We start from the raw sequence: 2,538 nt of genomic DNA on the forward strand, positions 1-2,538 counted from the left end.
TGCGCCATATCGTCAGCAGGAAGCCACGACTTCAGATCAGGCGGCAGAAGATACGGCTGAGACCGGTCAGACGGGATGAAGCTGCTCATCTCACCACCTTACAACCTTACCTCTTCACAGGGTACCCCAACCCGACAGGCTGCTAAACCGTGACACGTCCACAAATGCCAGAGGCACAAAAACGCTGCGGCCGGATACCTGCTGACGGTGGTGGAAATCCTCCCGCCATGTCCGCACAAAGACAGCAACCCGCCAATAAGGCCTCGTCATAGCGAGGGCTGACCAGATCCGCGTAAAATTGCTGCCCGTTTCGTTTCTGCCTGCGCGGTTTGCGGGATTCCGTCCGCAACCACGTCGACAGTCTCTCGGCAAACAGGTCCAGCTTGCTAGCCCGTGCAGAAACCCTGAACATCGGTTCCACACGATCTGACTGCAGATACTTCCGGATCGTGTTCCGCGACAGACCGGTCCGACGCGCAATCAAACAGATCAATACCTGCTCCCGGAAATTCCATCGCCGGATAACGCTCAATAACGCCAAGCCCAACACGCCAGCAGCCCCGCCAAAAAAGCACGAGGTCAGCGTTTCAACATGGGTCAATGCCTCGCTGGCATTCAACACACCTGGTCACCTCCGGCAAAAAAATTCCGTGTATTTCAACAAAAACAACAAAAATATTCATACAGAAGTAAAATTAATTAGTTGTTAGTAATAGTGGATATAATGTTCAACGCAATTCATATCCACAAGAACAATTCATTATTCCTGAAGAAATCCGCGCTGGTCCGGATACCCTCCCCTCCCGCAGCACCATTCCATCCAGCAATACGCAGTGCCGGAACACGCTGTCGCCCATAGTCGAGGAAAACGATCATGTTCCAGCGGCTACGTGCCTCACGCGATGGGGGCGTCACAGTTCTGATGCCCATCGCGTTGCTCACCATGCTGGTCGGTGTCGCAACAGCCAGTAATCTTGCTGTGGTCGTCAACACACGCAGCCATCTTCAGAACATCGCCGACGCCGCAGCCCTGAAAGCCGCACAGGCCGCAAACAACAGCCTGGTCTCGGCAGGAGCAGACGCCTCGAACGCACAGGCCCTGGCAACAGCACAGACCGCAGCCACCGCGTCCGTCACAACAAACGCCAGCGCCGCCGGAATCTCCCCCATCCCCATCGCAACAGTCACATATACTCCTCAGACACAATATTCCGGAAGCGTGACCGTATCCCTCTCCTCCACCCCGAAATTCATCATGCCCGCCTTCGTCCCCGGCATGTCCGGCCCCATCACCGTCAGTTCAACAGCCAGCATGACCGCATCAAACTCATATCTGCAGATCATCTTCCTCGTTGACATCTCAAATTCGATGACCGTCGGCGGAAACGCGGACGCGATCCAGACCCTGGAAAATACACCCAACCAGTGCGCTTTCGCCTGCCACGATCCCAACGCATATTATTACACCGCAAACAACGTGAGCTGTACAACATCGCTCAATCCTCAGACATCTTCCCGAAAAGCAAGTCCCGTCTGCGACCTGCGCGCTTACGCCCAGGCAAACGGGATCAGTCTGAAAATCGATTATGTCAAAGAGGCCATGCAGACCTTCACAACCCAGCTCAGCGCGTACACCACCAGCAACGCTAACCGCATCACAGTCGGCATCAATACATTCGGAACGAATTTCATACAGACCGTCGCCCCGACCGCGGATATCGCAGCCGCAACGACCGCTGCATCATCCCTGGATGTCGAAAACGCCACCCAGTACTATAATTCACGCAACAGTTACTCTTATCGGCCTCTCGATTTCGCCAATTATAATGGCGGTTACACTAAAATTACGAGCGCCCTGAATTCCGTCGCGGGCCAGCTGACAAATATCGGAGACGGCACGTCTCCATCCAAAATGAAAACATACGTGATCTTCCTCTCCGACGGCGCGGAAGATATCTACGACGCCACCTACCCGCCTTATTATCATACCGTGGACGTGTCCTACACGAACGCCTGCACCACACTCAAAAACATGGGCGTCCAGCTCTTCTCCATCTGGGTCCCCTACTATTCCGTGCCAGGCAACCCGCTCTTTGACACCTATGTCGAGCCCGTCACCGGAACCGGTTCCGGAACCATGCAGGGCTCCATGCAGACCTGCGCCTCAAAAACGGACGATTACTTCCAGGCCGATGATGGCGCAGCTATCCAGCAGGCTTTCGCCTCCACCCTCGACGCCATCATCAACGACAGCTCACTCCGCATCTCAAAGTAGTCCGCCCCGGGCCTCAGGGTACTGCCCGTGATGACCGGCAAAGATCAGAGACTTCTGCAAACGCTCAGTTCGCGTCAGGTATTGAAGTCTGATTTTTCAAAGGCTTGCGAAAGCCCGGGCGCTGCCGGTTCAGGGCGGAGTATCCTTCTTTATCTAGAGCTTTTCCACTTTAATCTGGTTCATATCCTGTGGCTGTAAAGAAACTGGCGCATTGGCTGGGAGTGAAAGCGTGAAGCAGAGCGCCGACGGTGTCCCACAGAGCA

The 2,538-nt window shown here is 54.8% G+C and carries 2 protein-coding genes; one reads left to right on the forward strand and one right to left on the reverse strand.

Annotated elements, in window-relative coordinates; genetic code table 11:
• Positions 1–142 precede the first annotated feature (142 nt).
• Positions 143–622 carry a hypothetical protein gene (locus GOB85_RS18580; RefSeq protein ID WP_173578847.1) on the reverse strand — a complete coding sequence of 160 codons (480 nt, stop codon included), beginning with the start codon at positions 620–622 and terminating at the stop codon, positions 143–145.
• A 252-nt stretch (positions 623–874) separates the two neighbouring features.
• Between GOB85_RS18580 and GOB85_RS18585 the strand changes: the two genes are divergently transcribed.
• Complete coding sequence (locus GOB85_RS18585; RefSeq protein ID WP_173578846.1) at positions 875–2,275, forward strand: pilus assembly protein TadG-related protein; 1,401 nt, start codon at positions 875–877, stop codon at positions 2,273–2,275.
• Positions 2,276–2,538: the final 263 nt, after the last annotated feature.

Origin of the sequence: Acetobacter fallax, assembly GCF_011516735.1 — a bacterium.
Taxonomy (GTDB): Bacteria; Pseudomonadota; Alphaproteobacteria; order Acetobacterales; family Acetobacteraceae; genus Acetobacter; species Acetobacter fallax.

Coding starts and splice junctions, on each gene's coding strand:
- GOB85_RS18585 (WP_173578846.1), top strand. CDS start 875: ATGTTCCAGCGGCTACGTGCCTCACGCGATGGGGGCGTCACAGTTCTG.